Source organism: Bradyrhizobium sp. (genome assembly GCF_030646015.1).
GTDB lineage: Bacteria > Pseudomonadota > Alphaproteobacteria > Rhizobiales > Xanthobacteraceae > Bradyrhizobium.
On the sequence record NZ_JAUSLT010000071.1, the window covers coordinates 1 to 14784 of the forward strand.

The 14784-nt window shown below is 62.1% G+C and carries 14 protein-coding genes; 5 read left to right on the forward strand and 9 right to left on the reverse strand.

Annotated elements, in window-relative coordinates; all coding sequences use genetic code 11:
• Positions 1–408: 408 nt before the first annotated feature.
• Positions 409–594 (forward strand): hypothetical protein, encoded by a 186-nt coding sequence (locus Q7T45_RS10365; RefSeq protein ID WP_304738019.1) that lies wholly within the window; start codon positions 409–411, stop codon positions 592–594.
• A 26-nt stretch (positions 595–620) separates the two neighbouring features.
• Here the strand turns inward: Q7T45_RS10365 and Q7T45_RS10370 are convergent, their stop codons facing one another.
• From Q7T45_RS10370 to Q7T45_RS10385, 4 genes are all read right to left on the reverse strand, one after another.
• Positions 621–941, reverse strand: coding sequence for a cupin domain-containing protein (locus tag Q7T45_RS10370; RefSeq protein WP_304870387.1), 321 nt, complete (start codon positions 939–941; stop codon positions 621–623).
• Positions 938–1624, reverse strand: a complete 687-nt coding sequence (locus Q7T45_RS10375) for a YqcI/YcgG family protein (protein WP_304870389.1) — start codon at positions 1622–1624, stop codon at positions 938–940. The genes Q7T45_RS10370 and Q7T45_RS10375 overlap by 4 nt, the downstream gene beginning before the upstream one ends.
• 93 nt (positions 1625–1717) lie before the next feature.
• Positions 1718–3010 carry an MFS transporter gene (locus Q7T45_RS10380; RefSeq protein WP_304870391.1) on the reverse strand — a complete coding sequence of 431 codons (1293 nt, stop codon included), beginning with the start codon at positions 3008–3010 and terminating at the stop codon, positions 1718–1720.
• Positions 3010–3723: a hypothetical protein gene (locus Q7T45_RS10385; RefSeq protein ID WP_304870393.1), complete on the reverse strand. Its 714-nt coding sequence runs from the start codon at positions 3721–3723 to the stop codon at positions 3010–3012. Before Q7T45_RS10385 ends, Q7T45_RS10380 begins: the two co-directional genes overlap by 1 nt.
• A gap of 63 nt (positions 3724–3786) precedes the next feature.
• Here Q7T45_RS10385 and Q7T45_RS10390 point away from each other — a divergent pair, with 63 nt between their 5' ends.
• Positions 3787–4803, forward strand: coding sequence for a GlxA family transcriptional regulator (locus Q7T45_RS10390; protein ID WP_304870395.1), 1017 nt, complete (start codon positions 3787–3789; stop codon positions 4801–4803).
• Between the two features lie 393 nt (positions 4804–5196).
• On the opposite strand, the gene Q7T45_RS10395 is transcribed toward Q7T45_RS10390, so the two are convergent.
• The gene (locus tag Q7T45_RS10395; protein WP_304870397.1) at positions 5197–5400 is read right to left on the reverse strand and encodes a hypothetical protein; all 204 of its coding nucleotides are present in this window, start codon (positions 5398–5400) and stop codon (positions 5197–5199) included.
• 232 nt (positions 5401–5632) lie between these two features.
• Here Q7T45_RS10395 and Q7T45_RS10400 point away from each other — a divergent pair, with 232 nt between their 5' ends.
• Positions 5633–6763, forward strand: a complete 1131-nt coding sequence (locus Q7T45_RS10400) for an alpha-hydroxy acid oxidase (protein ID WP_304870398.1) — start codon at positions 5633–5635, stop codon at positions 6761–6763.
• Between the two features lie 115 nt (positions 6764–6878).
• On the opposite strand, the gene Q7T45_RS10405 is transcribed toward Q7T45_RS10400, so the two are convergent.
• A complete protein-coding gene (locus Q7T45_RS10405) occupies positions 6879–9104 on the reverse strand; it encodes a methyl-accepting chemotaxis protein (protein WP_304870410.1) in 2226 nt (741 codons plus the stop codon).
• A gap of 193 nt (positions 9105–9297) precedes the next feature.
• On the opposite strand from Q7T45_RS10405, the gene Q7T45_RS10410 reads away from it, so the two are divergent.
• Positions 9298–9651, forward strand: a complete 354-nt coding sequence (locus tag Q7T45_RS10410; protein WP_304870411.1) for a phasin — start codon at positions 9298–9300, stop codon at positions 9649–9651.
• A 49-nt stretch (positions 9652–9700) separates the two neighbouring features.
• Here the strand turns inward: Q7T45_RS10410 and Q7T45_RS10415 are convergent, their stop codons facing one another.
• The 3 genes from Q7T45_RS10415 to Q7T45_RS10430 all read right to left on the reverse strand — a co-directional run bounded on the left by Q7T45_RS10415 (position 9701) and on the right by Q7T45_RS10430 (position 13322).
• Positions 9701–10648, reverse strand: coding sequence for a 2-keto-4-pentenoate hydratase (locus Q7T45_RS10415; protein WP_304870400.1), 948 nt, complete (start codon positions 10646–10648; stop codon positions 9701–9703).
• A gap of 26 nt (positions 10649–10674) precedes the next feature.
• A complete protein-coding gene (locus tag Q7T45_RS10420) occupies positions 10675–11037 on the reverse strand; it encodes a hypothetical protein (protein ID WP_304870402.1) in 363 nt (120 codons plus the stop codon).
• Positions 11038–11624: 587 nt separating this feature from the next.
• Positions 11625–13322, reverse strand: a complete 1698-nt coding sequence (locus tag Q7T45_RS10430) for a ShlB/FhaC/HecB family hemolysin secretion/activation protein (RefSeq protein WP_304870406.1) — start codon at positions 13320–13322, stop codon at positions 11625–11627.
• Between the two features lie 237 nt (positions 13323–13559).
• On the opposite strand from Q7T45_RS10430, the gene Q7T45_RS10435 reads away from it, so the two are divergent.
• A partial coding sequence (locus tag Q7T45_RS10435; RefSeq protein ID WP_304870408.1) for a FecR domain-containing protein occupies positions 13560–14784 on the forward strand: 1225 nt, incomplete at its 3' end.

Consider the following 14784-nt stretch of genomic DNA (forward strand, 5'->3'; position numbering starts at 1 on the left):
AGACCGGGGCTTTTGGAGCGATGCGAAACGTCGGCTGACAGGGATCGTCCAAGGGCATGCGCCACTCGCCAGAAGCGAAACGAGATCGGGTCGCCGTCAAGCGGCCCGTGATGTGCCGTTTAGGGATAACCACCCGCTTCCAGACGTACCGGAGCCCGATCTGGCACGGTTTGGCCGTTTGTGGCGCTTTTCGTCCCTCAGTTTGGCTTGCCGGGCGGGTTGTTCCTTGGCATACTTTCAACTTCGTCGGGTTCGGCCCGGTCAATTTCCAGCCGAGCCATCCGAAGTATCAATGTAGCCGTAGTCAAGCCGAGACGCTCTGCCTCTTGTGCTGCCGTGTCGACCTTTCGGGCCAAGCCTTCACGTTTGCCTGGATATGTCATTCCTGTTCCTCATCGAAGGTGCGAGATGAAAGATCCCACATTTGTTGCAGAGCTGCAGAAGAGGCTCGGAGCTCCATCGAGCGAAACTGTCGAAAGCCTGCGGCTGTTGAAGGCCTTTCTCAGACTTGCACCCGGCCAACGCTTTGAAATCATCGAGCTGGTCGAACGCCTGGCCGCCGAGCCTGCCGGCAGCGATCCCTCATTGTCCTGAAGACGCTTTTCAGCATACCCGTCGCGTCAGTTGCTGGCCGGATTGGCGGCGGGTGGAAGCGTCGCGATCGCGTAGATCGCTTCATCCAGCGCCTCGGATTGGTGCCGTGTGCCGGCGGGCAGCAGGATGGTGTCGCCGGGCCGGCAGATGTGTTCGCCGCCATCCCACTCAAATTTCAGCGCGCCCTTGATGATCACCAGGATCTCATCCACCGGGTGGGTATGGAAATGATGCACCTTGCCGGCGGCATCGCGCTGTAACTCGACGCTGCCCTGCGCGGGGAGCAACGCCAGGATGGCGGGGTCGATCGTGAATTCCGTTTTCGTGCCAGCGATGATCTGGGTCATGCCGCTTGTTCCCTGTCTTTGGCCGGAGAAGTCTTGTTGTGCGCGAGCTTGGCAAATGGACATCCCGCCTCGGTATGGTTGTCGTCCGCCAAAAAGTATTGCTGGTATTCGCGCCCATCGGCGGCACCGTAGCGTCCAAGCAGCGGCGAGGGGCTGGTGCTGTCGTAGGGGATGAGCCGCTTGCGTACTTGGGCGAACGCGGCCGCTGCGGCCTTTTCCGTTCCGAGGATCTTTTCAAACACCCAGCGCGGCTGAAACGTCAGCGTGAAGGCGCTGCAGCGGCGGCTTTGCCGCGTCACATGCGCCGGCGTGCTGCACACCACGAAGATGGGTTCACCCGCGAACGAGAACTCCCACATCGGATGGTCGATCTGTTCGGGGATAGTGTCCGGCCACGGACTCTTGTCCAGCTGCGCCAGTTGGTCGAGTGTATGCCACATCTTCCGGTGATAGGCGTCCAGTGTCTGCACCGGCCGCGGCCGGGTGAATACGATCAACGACGTGTTTGGCCCGTGCGAGCGGGATTCGGCCACGAACAGCGCGAGCTGTGCGCCGAGAACTTCAACGTCAAAGGGATCGAGAAACAGATAGCGCAACTGGTCCTGCCGGTAGCCGGCGACGCCGAACACGCAGGGAAAGGGTCTCGCTTCGCTGCTCATTTGCGCTTCGAATTCGGAAAACATCACACTTTGCCACGTACTCACCGCGTGGCTCGATGCGACTTCGCCCCTTCTCAAATACAATCGCGACATTCTGTCCCTCTCCCGTTAATCCGGCTAACGAACTATCAATTGGCTCCTCATCAGCAGCGGGCCGGCAATACCCGGCAGCGACATGAGCAGCAGAATTCCAATCAGCGCGCTGTAGCCGGCATCGCCGACCGAACCGGCCCCGGGCTCGATCCCGGTCCCTGCAAGCTGGCTAACGCCAACCATGGCGAGCCCTATAACGGGCTGTGAAGCGCCCGCGAAAATGCCCGCAGCCGTCGTGTTGACCGATGCGCCGACGCCGATCAGGTCGGCGGTGTAGAGCTTCTTGGTGCATTTCAGCACCAGCGGCACGGTCCCGCCGGCGACCAGTCCGAGCACCGAGAACACGACGGTGACATAGAGAAGGCCCAGCGCATGGGCGATCGGAGGCAGCAGCATCGCGATCAGGAGCATCCGCAGCAGGCAAATGCGGATCAGCGCGGTATCGAGCGCCGCGGCTGCCCGGTCCGCCATATGGCCGAGGAAGATCGAGCCGATCGCGTTGCCGACCATGAAGGTGAGCAGGGGGGTGCTGGCGGCCGACGGGGAGATATTGAAGAAATGCGCCACCATCGGAATTCCCCATACGCCCGACAGCGTCGTCACCACGGCAAAGTGGGACGCAAACGTCATGGCGCATCCCCAGTTCGCCAATCGCGCCAGCGATTGCCGGCTGGCGGCGAGCACGCTCTTCAAGGTCTTGCTGCTATCCGACACCGGATCCGGCTTGAGCACGATGCAGGCAAAAGCGAGGTTGGCCACGCCGACGCAGGCGATGAAGACAAAGCACGTGCGCCAGCCGAAGCCCGTCACCGCCGCGGCCAGCGGAGTCGTTGCCAGCACGCCGCCGACATAGCCCGAGACCTGCGAAATGCCCGACATCATGCCGAACCGTTCGTCCCTGAAACTGAGTGCGACAAGCTTCAAGAGTGCAGTGAAAACCAGCGCATCGCCGCAGGCAATGATCAGTCTCGCGACAAAAACGTCGAGCAGGTTCGGCGCCAGTGCGAACGCCGCACTTCCGAGCGAAGACGCGGCCATGCTGAACAGCACGACGCGCTTGACGCCGAAGCGGTCGACCAGAACTCCCGCCGGAATCTGCATCAAGGTGTAGCCCCAGAAGTAGCTTGAGGCGAGCATCGCGACACCGGCGGCGTCGGTAGAGAAGTCGGCCATGAAATCCAGGCTGACCGATTGCGGCGACACCCGCTGCAGGAACGCGATCGCGTAGGCGGTGGCTACCGCCGCCCAGGCCAGATAGGCGCGATCCGTCGGGCCGACGGCGGGAGCGAGCATGGTGTGTTGTTCCGTCAGCGCCATCACACTCTCACAAGGCCGACCGAGAACAGGGCGTCCGCCGGGTCCGGGATGACGCGCTGCATCGCTTCGTCAACCAGCGACGCTGGGCCGTGATAGGCCTGACGGTGATGTTTGATGTGGCCGTAAGCGCCGCGCATGATCATGCCGGGCATTTCGAGGCTCTTGCCGGGATAGAGCAAGGTGCACATCTCGACGCAGGCCGCCTGCAGCGCGGCGTCCCGGGCGCCGCCGAGCAGCGAGGGCGTAACTTGCTCGCAGATCCTGGCGTTTGCCGCCCACACGATGGGATTGCGCGTGCGCCATCCGTAGAAGATGTTGCCATCACCGCTGTCGGAGGCACCCGTTGATCTCAGGATCTCCGTGGTGAAAAATCCGTAGAGGCCGCGGCCCTGATGGACCGGAAGCACCTCGGTCCCGCTGCGATAGATGGCCGGCCGTCCCGCGATCCGTAGCCTGCGGTAGACCGAAAACGCCACCAGTCCGGAGGCGTCGTAGACCAGAATGAGGCTGAATTTCCTGTCGAACGGGGAGGAGGCCGGTGTCCAATGTGGCTCCGTCGCCTGCCAGTTGACGGCGATGATGTTGTTCATCGCATCCATCAATGGCCGCTGTTCGGCGGGGCTGACCCGCGTCGCATCCGGGAAACTGTAGACCGCGTAATCGGGCCAGGGCGATTTGATGGTTCCGTATTGGCGGCGCAGCTCTCGCGACATGTCCGACACCCCAGCTATCCTGGCGAGCTATACAGGCGAGCCCCGAATGGCTTAAAGGACAATATGCCCTCGAAATCTGCCAAACCCCGGCGGCCGGAGCCGTGCGAAAAAGCCGCGACAAGGCGCGTGGCGATCGTCGCGTTTCCCGGCGTGACCCTGCTCGATATTTCAGGACCGGCGCAGGTGTTCGCGGAATTGCAGGCGATCGGACTGCCTGGCGCGAGCTATTCGCTGTCCTACCTCTCGGCCTCCGGCGGCTTGGTGCCGACCGACGTCGGGATGATGATCGATACCGCCCCGATTTCCAGCATTCGGCCGAACCAGGTCGATACATTGGTGATCCCGGGCGGTCCGGGGATCTGGGCGCTGCGGCAGGACGCCGCCATGATGGAATGGATTTTGGAGGTGCTGCCCAAGGCCCGCCGCGTGGCGTCCGTCTGTCTCGGAGCATTCGCGCTGGCCTGGACCGGCGCGCTGGACGGCAAGCGGGCCGCGACGCATTGGCGCTATTGTCCAAGACTGGCGGACGGCTTTCCCAAAATCCGCGTCGAGCCGAATGCGATCTTCGTCAAGGACGGGCGGGTCTGGACTTCGGCCGGCGTCAGCGCCGGCATCGACCTTGCGCTCGCCATGATCGAGGAGGATTTTGGCCATACCACCGCGCTCGACATCGCGCGCAGGCTGGTGGTGTTTCTCAAGCGCCCCGGCGGCCAGAGCCAGTTCTCAACAGTGCTGGCGGCGCAGGCTTCTGACGTCGAGGGGCGCTTCAGCGCGCTGCACGCCTGGATCATCGAAAATATCGCCGGCGATCTAAAGGTCGAAGCCCTCGCCGAAAAAGCCGGCATGAGCCCTCGAACCTTCGCGCGCGCCTATGCCAGCCGCACCGGAATGACGCCGGCAAGCGGGGTCGAGGCGTTGCGCGTGGAGACCGCGCGGCTGCTGCTTGAAAGCAGCGAAATTCGCGGCGTGGTCGATGTGGCCCGACGGGCAGGCTTCGGCGATGACGAACGGATGCGGCGGGCGTTCATTCGTCACCTCGGCATATCGCCTTCGGAATATCGAAGCCGGTTCTCGGGCTGAGCGGACACTTGCCGCGGCAGCCACGATGTTTCCCCGGTTCGTCCCGAAAAATGCGCCAAGCTCTGACATTTTCCGCCACAATCCAAAACGACGGTGTCGCCATGAAAACGTTGGCCGTCATTTCGATTCTAGCGCTGCTCACGATCTCCGGGGCAGCCTACACGGATCAGATTTTGACCGGCGAACAGACGATGCAGGGTGCGAATTGAAGCCGGCGGTTGAAGCCGGCTTTTTCTGTCTGGGGGGACAACAACGATGCTTTCCGTGGATCAATTCTTGAGGTTCATTAGCGTGCCGGCCGTCATGGCCGCATTCCTGATCGCATCGCAGGTCTCCGGAGCGGGAATTTTCCACTCCGCAGCGGTGCAAATCGCCAGCCGGTGACGAGCCGGCCTATCGTCTCGTCTTCGAATAGACCAGCGACTGATCGTCAATGTCCTCAATCGGAAGCTTGTTGACGTCGGTTGTCGAGTGCAATTCCTGCAACGACGGCATGCCGGCATAACGCGCGGCTGAGGGCGAGTGTGATCGCAGCATGCTGGTCGCGGCTCCTAGCAGTGCGATCGCCGCGATCGCAGAAATCATCAGGCGCTTCATGGGAAACCTCCATTCGGTTCTCCACCCCAAAGAGCGTGCCGCCTGATTAGCGCGGACCGCAAGGCAGCCATGTGAATGGCGTCACATCTCACCTTTATGTGTCTTTATCCGACGCGGGCTGCTTTATGAGTGGAGGGGCAGGGCTCGCGTTCGGGCTTGGACCGCGCGGGCAGGCAGCTTTCCCAGTCGGTCCGCAGCGGCTATTGTCCCCAAAAAAGGGGAGCGAAACACCATGAACGACGGGACGCCCATCCAGCAGGTGGCCGCCGAACTCGGCGCGAGCGGCGAAGAGTACCAGAACCTTCACGAGTTCATCCGCAGGGCACGGGCGAATCTCAATCAGAATGCCTGGGATTATATTGTCGGGGCCGCCGAGACCGAGACCACCATGCGCCGCAACCGCATGGCGCTCGACGAGATCGCATTTCGCCCGCGCGTGCTGCGCAATGTCACCAAGGTCGATGCCTCCGTCGAACTGTTCGGCCGCAGGTTGCGACTGCCGGTCGTGCTGGCACCGGTCGGCGCGCTGGAGATCTTCGATCCCGGCGCCGGCGCGGCCGTCGCGCGTGGGGCCGGTACATTCGGCGCCGCGCATATGTTGAGCTCGGTGTCAGAACCTGGCCTCGAGGGGGTCGCCGAAGCCGCGCCGGACGCCCTGCGCATGTTCCAGCTCTACGTTCGCGGCGACGACGCCTTCGTCGAGGATTGTGTCGGCCGCGCGATCGCGGGCGGATATACGGCGTTCTGCCTCACCGTCGATACCGCGCATTACAGCCGGCGCGAACGCGATATCGCCAAGCGCTACGTCCGTGCCAGCCGGGTTCGCGCCACCGGAGGCGACTTCCAGAAGGGACTGGAGTGGCGCACCGTGAAACTGATCAAGGACAAATTCAAAATCCCGCTGGTGATCAAGGGAATCGCGACTGCGGAAGACGCGGCCATCGCGCTCGATCATGGGGTCGAGTGGATCTATGTGTCGAACCACGGCGGACGCCAGCTCGACCACGGCCGCGGTGCCATGCAGGTGCTGCCGGAGATCGTCGCTGCAGTCAGTGGCCGGGCAAAAATCATGATCGACGGTTCGTTCTGTCGCGGTACCGACATCGTCAAGGCGATCGCGATGGGCGCCGATCTCGTCGGCATCGGCCGTCTGCAATGCTGGGCGCTCGCGGCTGCCGGCGAGGCCGGAGTCGTGCGCATGCTGGAACTGCTCGAGGACGAGGTGATGCGGTGCCTGGGACTGCTCGGCGTGACGAGTTTTGCCGAACTCGACAAGTCCTATCTGCACCCGGCGACGCCGACCAATCTGCCCCACGTGTTCAGCGCGTTCCCGCTGCTGGATATCGAGCCTTACCGTTATTGACGGCGAGATCAGCTCTCGCGGTCCACGCGGAAAGGCTCGATATTTGGCGCCAGCTGGAAGCCGGCTTTTCCTCTCCGTGTTTGAAAGTGGTGCGGAGAGGTTTGCCGGATCGGGATCAGGCCGCCTTGATGTTGCTGAGGAAGGCTTCGACCTGACCCCGCATCGTCTCGGACTGCCTGGATAATTCGTCGGACGCCTGCAGCACCTGATGCGCCGCAGCGCCGGTATCACCGGCGGCTTGCTGAACACCGGCAACATTCGACGAAATTTCACCGGTGCCAAGCGCCGCTTGCTGCACGTTGCGCGCGATCTCCTGCGTGGCCGAACCCTGTTCTTCCACGGCACTGGCAATCGCGGACGCGATCTCGTTGATTTCGTTGATCGTTGCGGAGATCCCCTTGATGGCGCCGACAGCTTCGCTGGATGAGGTCTGGATCGACGAAATCTGCGCGCTGATTTGATCCGTTGCCTTTGCGGTTTGCTCGGCGAGACTCTTGACCTCGGCTGCGACCACGGCGAAACCACGGCCAGCCTCGCCGGCTCGCGCCGCTTCGATCGTGGCGTTGAGCGCGAGAAGGTTGGTCTGGCTGGCGATGTCGCTGATCAGCTTGACGACGTCGCCAATGCTGGCAGCGTCATTGAACAGGCCCTGGACCGTCGTATTGGTGCGATCGGCCTCCGCCACGGCCTTCTGTGTTATCGTGGCCGATTGCGCCACCTGGCGACTGATTTCGGTGACTGAACTGGCCAATTCTTCCGATGCCGCCGCGACCGTCTGCACGTTCGTGGAAGCTTCTTCGGTCGCCGCGGCTACCGCAGTCGCCTGATTGCTGGTCTCTTCCGCTGTTGCCGTCATCGATGATGCTGTCGCCTGCAGCTCGGTCGAGGCCGACGCCACCGAGCGCAGCACGTTCGAGATGTCCGCATCGAACTTTTCGGTCAGGTCGTTCACGCGAGCCGCGCGGGCAACACGCGCGCTGATGGCTTCGGCTTCCTTGGCGGCCAGTTCCTTGGCCTTGATCATGTTCTCCTTGAAGATCAGGACCGCTCTGGCCATCAGGCCGATCTCGTCCTTGTTGTCGGTCGCTGGAATCTCGACGGAGTGATTGCCGCCGGCAAGCTGCCCCATCGCGCCAACCATCTTGAGTATGGGCGGCACGATCGAGCGGTTGGTCAGATAGACGACGGTTGCGGCGACGCCGATGCCCACGCCCATCAGCACCCAGAGCAGCGTCGTGAGGAAGCTGGTTTCTGCAAGAGTTGCCGCACCATCCGCTTTCAGGCTGTTCTGTTGTCGCGAAACCATTCCGCCCGAACGCGCGCCCTCTGCGCCCTTTGCTCCGGCGAATATGTCGAGCAGCTTGTTGGCGCGAGGGGCGGCTTCGTTGGTCAGGAACCATTGCGCCATGTTCCAGCGGTCTGAGGCCCTGATATCGAACATTTTCTGCGGCAGAGGCGAGAATTTGGCGCGGGCCGCAACAAGCGAATCGAAGGCTTTCTGCTGGTCGCTCGTCATCTCCGACCGGCGACTCGACAGCGCATCGAACTTCTTCTGATTGAGCGCCCAAAGTTCCTCGAATTCCGTTTTGAACGACTTGTCAGCGGTCAGCAGATAGGCGCGGATCGCGCCGATCGCCATCGCCATGCTGCCGCGCATGTCGGCAAAGCCAATCAGCAGGCTCTTGCGCTGGTCGGTCGAAGCAATGTTGCCTTCCTCGTCGATGATAGAGGTCGCCGTCTGCAGCATGATCCTGGCGAGAGGAGCGGCCTCGGTCGCCAGCATTTTTGCCGCAGGCTGCTCGTCGAGGGTGTGAGCGATCGCCTCGGCCTTGTCCTGTGCGCTGCGCAATTCGTCGAGCAGCGGCTTGGCCTGCTTCCAGTCCTGCTTGTTCTGCTCGACGGTCCATTTGCCGGAAAGGCGATCCATCTCGGAGCCATGGGTCTGGATCTCCTTCCAGAGCCCCGCGCGCTCCGACTTGAAGACTTCATTGCCGGTGACCAAAAAGCCGCGCAGCGATGCAAGAGACGCATAGATTCCCGCCACCAGGTCGCTGGCGGTCATGGCGGTCGGAACCCGCAGGTTGACGGTCCGATCGGTCGATTCGCTGACCGTGCGGACCTTGATAATTGTTGTGCCGACCACGCCGGCCAGGAGAATGCAGAGCACGCTGAAGCCAAGAATCAGGCGTCCACGAATATTCAATTGCAAGAATGCCACGGCGAATTTCCCCCAATAAGAGCGAGCCGGCAGGCTGGCTTTGGGAAAAGGCTGCGCGTTAACCCTAAAGATTGAGACAATAGTCGAGCCGGTATTAGTACGGATTGCGCAGCGCATATGCACGCGCAACGCGCATGCACCTCAAAGCTGGGGCGTCATCGTGGCGTAACCGGAGATTGAACGAAGCAGGCAACGCTCCCGGTCTCCGCCGTTGTCCCAGGAACCATGCTCCTTCATCGAATTTATCGGGGCAAACTCTGCAAAGACGCCGCTGCGGAAATGTGGTAGTTCTCGGTCCAAACCGGAGGGTGGCGGAATGATTGAACCGAAATTGGAAGTCCCGGCCGAATTGCGCGAGCTGGCCGAAAAAACCATCGACCAGGCGGAAAAGGCCTTCGGAATGTTTTTCGATGCCGCGGGCAAGTCCATGGCGTCCGTTCCGAGTCCGGGAACGGAAATGTCCAGGCAGGCGCTATCGTTCACCGAACAGAACATGAAAGCTGCGTTCGATCATGCGCGAAAGCTGGTTCATGCGACCGATCTCCAGGAAGCGATGCGAATTCAATCGGAATTCCTGAGGAGCCAGTTCACCAATGCCGGCGAGCATATGAGACAGATCACCGGCGGTGTGATGTCGGCTGCCAAGGATGCGTCGAAAGGCAAATTCTGACCGCAATTCCCGCGCGGTCTCATCGCCTGCCGATCCTGGCTTGATGCGCTCAGCCAAACTGAACGCGGATCTCATCAAGCGCAATTCCGGTTGGCGCCGCGCTCCACACCTCGCCGGCGGCAACCGGCATGGCTCTGGTCAGCGTGCCGGTGCTGATGATCTCGCCGGCAGCGAGCGGCGGGTTGAGCGGGTCGCTTGCCAACAGTCCGACAAGGTGGCGCAGCGCAGAAAGCGGGCCGCCCAGCACGTTTTCGGCACGACCCCGGTCGATCAGCCGGCCGTCGCAATTCAGCTCGATCTGGAATGCCGGCAGTGTGCGCTGCCATTCCGCTGCGCGCGGCACAAACGGATGGCGCGGCCCGATCAGGAGCGCCCCGTGCAGCCCGTTGGCGGCAATCGTATCAGCCGCGGAAAATTTCCAGCCCGGAAAGATCGACTGCACGATCTCGAAGCCGAGCGCGACCCATTCGATGCACGACGACAAGGCCGCTTCGTCCATCTGTGCGGAGGGTGCAACCGAAAGGCCGAATACGATTTCGGGCTCGATGCGTGGTTCGGAAAATGAAGCAAGCGACAGCGTATCGAGAGCAGTGAGATCGTGCAGGCTGCGGTCGAACACATAGCCCCAGATCGGGGCATAGACGCCATACTCCGGCCAGATCGTGCGGTTGGTGAAACCGACTTTGCGCCCTATCACCCTGGCGCCGCCAGCCTCGTATAGTCGCCGAACCCGCGGCGTCACGCGGTAGGCGTCATCGACGTCCAGGCCGCCGGGTCTCGAGGAGAAAGGTGGAATCTGCCGGGTGCCGACCAGCGCGGCAAAGGCATCGGCCGCGACGGATTCTTGAGCCTGGGCGCTTACGTGTTGATCCATTGGCGGCAGCTCACCCGTTCCCGAATTCGGCTTTCGCCGTGTTTGCTTCTGGCTATCCGCGGCTCCGCTTGTCCGCAGCCTCTCAATGGCCAAGGACTTCGCTGTTCGCCGGTACCATTTCAATGGGACCGCTATTCAACGTGCCAGGTTTACGGCGTTGACGCCCTGGACGGGTCCGTGATCGCAGCGCGAATTCCCGTCAGGACGGAATTGAAATGCCTGTCGCGTTCCCGATCGAAGCGCTGTTGATGGGCGCGAAAAGCCGCCACCCTGCCTTCCATCTCTTCGCGAATGGCGCTTCGGGCAACGGGTGACCTGCGCGGCGTTCCCGCGACTTCAAGCTTGTGCGGCGTTGCCGCGACCTCAACCGGCGGTTCAAGCTGTTCAAATTCGACGGCGGGGGACGAGAGGGATTCAACCTGCGCTTCCGTCTCCGGCTTCTTACCGGTGACAGACTGGACAAACGCCATTGTCTGCGCGATTAATAGATCGCGCTCCATTACCCACTTCATCACGCACCTCACCCAAGGGCAATTTAGGCAAGAAGTGGGCGATGAATCAAGCCGGTTTTTCGCGCAGAAGGCCTGCGTGGAACCGTTCGCGTTACCGTTGTCGGGCCACGCCGAGCGCGAATGCAAAAAACAGGCTCGCAAGCGCTGGGGTCCGGGCGTTTTCTGACACGTCAGGCCGCTCAGCGGACGCTGACAAGTGCACCCCACAGCCCAGCGAGAATGGCGCCCACGAGAACGTAGGTCGGACTGCGGCAGAATGTGCTGCCGTATCGGCACATTTCGACGCCGAGTGAGCCAATCTCCTGATTGCCAGCGGCGTAGAACAAGGCTGACAAGATCGCCAGTACTGCAGCTACAAAATACATGGAACTCCTCGGAGTTGTTTTTGGCCGAGTCTGCGGAATCGTTCCGCCCAAGTGCCGCAGATCCTGTGGCCCAAGGCTTAAATAGCCCTGACACCGAAGCGCGGAATTTTCGCGCAAAGTTGCTTCAACAAAGCTGCAAATTGTCCGGAACAGGTGGGTTTCGGCCACGGTCGTCCCGACCTATTGGGAGCAGGAGCGGACGCGTACCGGTGTCCGGTCGGCTTACAGGCAGCGCGCCAACGCTCTTTCCGGACAGAGCTTGAAGGAGTTCGACAGCGAAAACAGCACACGGGCGCTGCGGGTCGTGTTGTCAAAAGCCCGATAACTCAATGGTGCAGCCACCGCGATGTCCGCCCGCAGATCATCACCCAGGAAGAACCGCGCGCCGAGACCGGCAGAGGTTAGCGCAAGGCCCTCGGTATACTTGAACCCGTAATTCCAAGCCGTCCCGGCATCGACGAAGCCATAGAGTTGATAGCCGGTCAGATATTTGAAGGTAAGCTTCTGATCGAAACGCAATTCGAACGAGCCGGCCATGGCGTTGTCGCCGCTGATCTCAGCGCTCCCATAGCCGCGGCCGAAGGAAGCGCCGCCCAGATAGAACTGCTGCGACGTCAACAACGGGCCGGAGGCGAGCTGGCCGGCCCCTGACAGCTTCACCGACCAGCCGTCGGACAGCGTCTGGTACCGCGTGAACGCGAGGTTCAGGACCGAGAATGTCGGGGATACGCCGTAACGCGACACAAAGACGCCGTCGCCGCCTGAGGCACCGAAGACGTCGAGACCCTGGCGCCATGTCGCCGTAAGGTAATTAGTGCCGCCGAAATTGTCCTGTAGCCGGTAGTCTGAGGTCAGGCGGATGGTGCGAATGTGGTCCATGTAAAACGCGCCAAAGACATCCTTCTCGGTGACGTTGCTGAAGGCCAGCGCGCCGGTAAGCGTCAGGGTCGATTTCTGCGCCTGCAATGGGACGATGCTGCCACGGATCTCGAATGACTCGGTGGTGGTGACGTCGTTGAGCAGACGGCGCCTGTCGCCGGGCCGGACTTCGCTGTACAGCCCGGAAGCGCCAAGCTGCGCCCCGTCGGTGCCTACCGGCACGTCATAGGACAGCCGGCCGAACGCTAGCTGGCGCGGGTCGTTGGCGATGGTCGAGAGGTTGACCGCGAGGACGTCGCCGGGCGCCAGGTAGGAATTGAACGCGCCCGCCGCATAGGTCTGCCACGGACCGACCGACGACGAGCCGAGGTTATCGATCCCGAACGACGTGAAGATGCGCCAGGTTTTCACATGGACCACGAGGCGGAAGCGCCCGCTGCCGACGCCGATCTCTTCGAGTTCGGTGTCGGTGACGCGCACGCCCGGCCGACCGTTGATCAGCAACAATTGCCGCTCCAGCGTCGGCAGGCGCGAGGGCTGTTCGGCCAGCACCGGGCCGAGCAGAGGCCGCACGCCGAATTGCTCGGCGCCTTCGCCCTTGAACGTCACTTCCGTAATGCCGCCTTCGACAACCTGAAGACGGACATGGCCGCCAGCAATGTCCTGAGGCGGCACGATGGCACGGCTGAGGTGAAAGCCGGCGGCGCGGTAGAGGTCGCTGACTGCGGTGGCGATCGCCGCGAGGTCGGCTTGCGAGACCTTTTTTCCGAGATAGGGTTGATAGGTTCTTGCGATGTCGTCGTGCGGGATGGCGTGAGCGCCGGTTAACGAAACCTTGTGAAGAACGACCAGCGGTGTGGAATCTGCAGGGGCCTCCGACCGGGACACCCGCGGGATCTGCACACCAGACCGGGCGGTCGCCGCGGCCTGCTCGGATTGCAACGCATCGAAACGTTTTTCGGTCTGCCTGGGATCGAAACCGGGCTGGCTGGCGTGCTGCGCCTGTGCCGGCTTCGGGGCGATCACAGTCAGCACCAGCATGGTGGCAGCAAACCAGACGTGAGCGAGGGACCCGTTTTGTCGGGGCGCGAACATGTATCCGTAGTTCAACGGATAATGGCGACTGGTTCCTGGTTGAGCCGCTACACGCATGATTTTTCATAGAATTTTATGGTCAACGAACCGTTAACAGGCCTGTTCGATTCCGAGGTTTGCGCTCACTCAATGTTGAAACATTTCCGATAGGTCTGAAGGGGATTTCAGACCGTGGAGGTTTTCATGATTGCGACTGGCCGGTTTTCTCGCATCCTGGTGATGACGCTCGTTGTAGGATCCACTTCCCATGCCCTTGCCGCGGAAGAGGGTGTCTGGTCGGTCAGTAAATCATCGGGCGAAGTCTGGATGACCACGACCGGTGCCCAGCCGGTTTCGCTTGGCAAGGAAGAGGTGCTGAAACCGGGTGACAGCATCCGCACCGGCCGTAACGGGCGGGTGCTGCTGGTGCGCGGCGAGGAGACCATCATGGTTTCGCCGAACTCGGTGATCGGCCTGCCCACGGAAAAGAAGGAAGGACTCTCGACCACGATCGTGCAGCGGGCCGGTTCGATCCTGCTGGAAGTGGAAAAGCGCAACGTCAAGCATTTCGAGGTCGAGACGCCGTACCTCGCCGCGGTCGTCAAGGGCACGCAGTTTCGCGTCTCCGTGAACGCTACCTCCACCAGTGTCGACGTCATCAAGGGACAGGTCCAAGTCGCCGACTTCAAGTCCGGTCAGATCGCGCAAGTGCTGCCGGGGCAGCATGCGACGGCTTTCGCGCAGGGTAATTCGGGTCTTTCCCTGGGTGGATCGGGCACCTTCAGTCCGATCGAACGCGGCCAGCCGCGCGCACCGTCGATCGACCGCGTTCCGGTTCCGAAGTCGGGCCTCACCGCGCCACGCCACGCCGCCAACGGATCAGCGATCCGCGCGATCGGGCAAGGCAACGCCGCGAGCAGCGTCAAATCCGGCAGCGCCTCGCTTCAGATGCAACGCAATACAGCTGGCACTCCGGCGAGGCACTCTCCGACCCGGATTTCCTCCTCGCTCGGCGAGGTCCGGTTGAATATCCATCGAGTCACCAACGGCCTCGCCCGCGGATCGGCACAGGCGCACGGCGCGACGCGGAACGTTGCCAGCCGGGATACCATCTGGGGTCCGCGGAATTCTGCGACGACTGCGATGGTAAATGGCTCCAGTAATGCAAGTGACGCGAGCAACGGCAACGCCGGTGGCGTGGCCGGTTCAAGCGCGGCTGCAGCAGCGGGCGCATCCGGCGCGATAGCCGCCGCGGCCACACCGGTGGGTGGAAACGGCAACAGCGGTAACGGCAATAACGGAAACGGAAATAACGGCAACGGCAACGGCAACGGCAACGGCAACGGCAACGGCAACGGCAACGGCAACGGCAACGGCAACGGCAACGGCAACGGCAACGGCAACGGCAACGGCAACGGCAACGGCAACG

Bases quoted from the DNA above. Each gene is read 5' to 3' on its own strand.
- Q7T45_RS10375 (WP_304870389.1), bottom strand. From the start codon at position 1,624: ATGTTTTCCGAATTCGAAGCGCAAATGAGCAGCGAAGCGAGACCCTTT.
- Q7T45_RS10365 (WP_304738019.1), top strand. From the start codon at position 409: ATGAAAGATCCCACATTTGTTGCAGAGCTGCAGAAGAGGCTCGGAGCT.
- Q7T45_RS10430 (WP_304870406.1), bottom strand. From the start codon at position 13,322: ATGCTGGTGCTGACTGTGATCGCCCCGAAGCCGGCACAGGCGCAGCAC.
- Q7T45_RS10410 (WP_304870411.1), top strand. From the start codon at position 9,298: ATGATTGAACCGAAATTGGAAGTCCCGGCCGAATTGCGCGAGCTGGCC.
- Q7T45_RS10420 (WP_304870402.1), bottom strand. From the start codon at position 11,037: ATGAAGTGGGTAATGGAGCGCGATCTATTAATCGCGCAGACAATGGCG.
- Q7T45_RS10385 (WP_304870393.1), bottom strand. From the start codon at position 3,723: ATGTCGCGAGAGCTGCGCCGCCAATACGGAACCATCAAATCGCCCTGG.
- Q7T45_RS10380 (WP_304870391.1), bottom strand. From the start codon at position 3,010: ATGGCGCTGACGGAACAACACACCATGCTCGCTCCCGCCGTCGGCCCG.
- Q7T45_RS10390 (WP_304870395.1), top strand. From the start codon at position 3,787: ATGCCCTCGAAATCTGCCAAACCCCGGCGGCCGGAGCCGTGCGAAAAA.
- Q7T45_RS10400 (WP_304870398.1), top strand. From the start codon at position 5,633: ATGAACGACGGGACGCCCATCCAGCAGGTGGCCGCCGAACTCGGCGCG.
- Q7T45_RS10395 (WP_304870397.1), bottom strand. From the start codon at position 5,400: ATGAAGCGCCTGATGATTTCTGCGATCGCGGCGATCGCACTGCTAGGA.
- Q7T45_RS10370 (WP_304870387.1), bottom strand. From the start codon at position 941: ATGACCCAGATCATCGCTGGCACGAAAACGGAATTCACGATCGACCCC.